Raw genomic sequence first — 1,563 nt, 5'->3', positions numbered from 1 at the left:
CTGTTGGGCGCTTTTCCGCGAACCTCGTCAGGCGCCGGCGGTGATCCGTCGTGATGGCAGGTGGGGTTTGCAGGTTGCGGTCGGCGGGTTCGTTTCGGGGCGTCTGCGCCCCATGGTTATGTCGCGAGCCGCGGAATGCGATCGAGGACGATGCGCAGGATGCGTTGGTCGGGGCAGGATGTCGGCAGGTGCAGGCGGATTTGCGTCTTCATCTCGACCACCCGCGCAGCGATCTTGATGAGGCGCAAACGCAGCGTGTCGAATTGCGCGACGGCAAAGCTGGAGCGTTTCGGCATCGCAGCGCGCAGGCCCCACATGAGCCAGTAGGCGCCGGCATGCAGGAACAGCCGGAACTGGTTGGCCGTCGCTCTTGTGAAGGACGTTCGGTCGGCGGCGAGATGCGTCTTCCAGGACTTGATGTGGTTCTCGGCCGCTCCGCGCCGGCAGTAGACATCTTCGTAGAGCGCCTTGGCCTTTCCACCGGCGAGGTTGGTGACGATGAAGCGGGTGTCAGCACCTTGGGCGCCGACCTCGACCCGCGCTATGATGCGCTCGACGCGGCTCCAGCTGGCGGCCCCATCCAGGAACTCCTTGAACCTGCGGACCTTGTTCGTCTTCGGTGACGCTTCAAAGCGCGCCGTCGTGCGGGCTTCCAGGTCCGCGACATGCTTGCGCAGGGTCGTGGTGGGCGGTACGCCGAGGATGAAGTCGACATCGTTGGCGCGGCACCAGTCGATGATCTGCGGGCTGCAATAGTGACCGTCGGCCCGGATCAGGATCCGGATGTTCGGCCAGTTGCTCCGGATCGCCCGCACGAGGCGGCGCAGGTGAGCGCGGATCTCAGCCCCACTTGGCCGCTTGGCCGGTCGCAGGACAGCAGACACGAACCGGCCGTCGCCATCGAACACAACGATCGGCTGGAAGCCGTACTCGTCGTGATGGGCATTGAAGAGGCGGAGCTGCTGGTTGCCGTGCACGGCGTCAAACGTGTCGTCGATGTCGAGCACGATCCGCTTCGGAATCTGCCGGAAGGAGGCGCAGTAGAGGTCGACCATCGTCCGGCCCATGGCGAGCAGCGAGCGCACATCGGGTAGGTTCTCCAGCCGACACATCGTCGATTGCGACGCCAGATCCCGACCCGAAGGGGGCGCATCCTGGGCCATCTTGAAGACCGGGTCGGAACGCAGCCGGTTGGCGTCGTTGCCATCCTCGTAACCGGCGGCGATCATCTTCATGCGGAAGCCGATCATATCTGCAAAGTTGTGGATGACCTGGTCCGGGCTGCGTGGATCATCGATGCAGCGCGCCAGACGGTCGGCCCCCCGCAGTCGTTTCTCCACCTCTGCTAGAGCCAGAACGCCACTGTCCGACGACAGCATGCCGCCGTCGAAACGGGCGACGACGGACTTGCCGCCGACAGATGACAAGCCGCTCAGCGGCAGCGTAAGATCATTCATGGCGGGTGTGGTCTCCGGAAATGATTCGGATCGGCCTTAGCAACCAAATCCTACGTCATTTCAACGGGTTGAACCACATCCGCCAACCCACCGTGAATTTTTCAGG

General features: G+C 63.7%; 1 protein-coding gene. It reads right to left on the bottom strand.

Annotated elements, in window-relative coordinates; translation table 11 throughout:
- Nucleotides 1–116: 116 nt before the first annotated feature.
- A complete protein-coding gene (locus NKI95_RS34205; protein WP_352722250.1) occupies nucleotides 117–1,457 on the bottom strand; it encodes an IS1380 family transposase in 1,341 nt (446 codons plus the stop codon).
- Nucleotides 1,458–1,563: the final 106 nt, after the last annotated feature.

This window comes from Mesorhizobium sp. M0306 (assembly GCF_040321655.1).
GTDB lineage: Bacteria > Pseudomonadota > Alphaproteobacteria > Rhizobiales > Rhizobiaceae > Mesorhizobium.
Note: the sequence above shows the minus strand (reverse complement) of the source record. Positions and strands in the feature narration are given on the sequence as shown.

Bases quoted from the DNA above. Each gene is read 5' to 3' on its own strand.
- NKI95_RS34205 (WP_352722250.1), bottom strand. From the start codon at position 1,457: ATGAATGATCTTACGCTGCCGCTGAGCGGCTTGTCATCTGTCGGCGGC.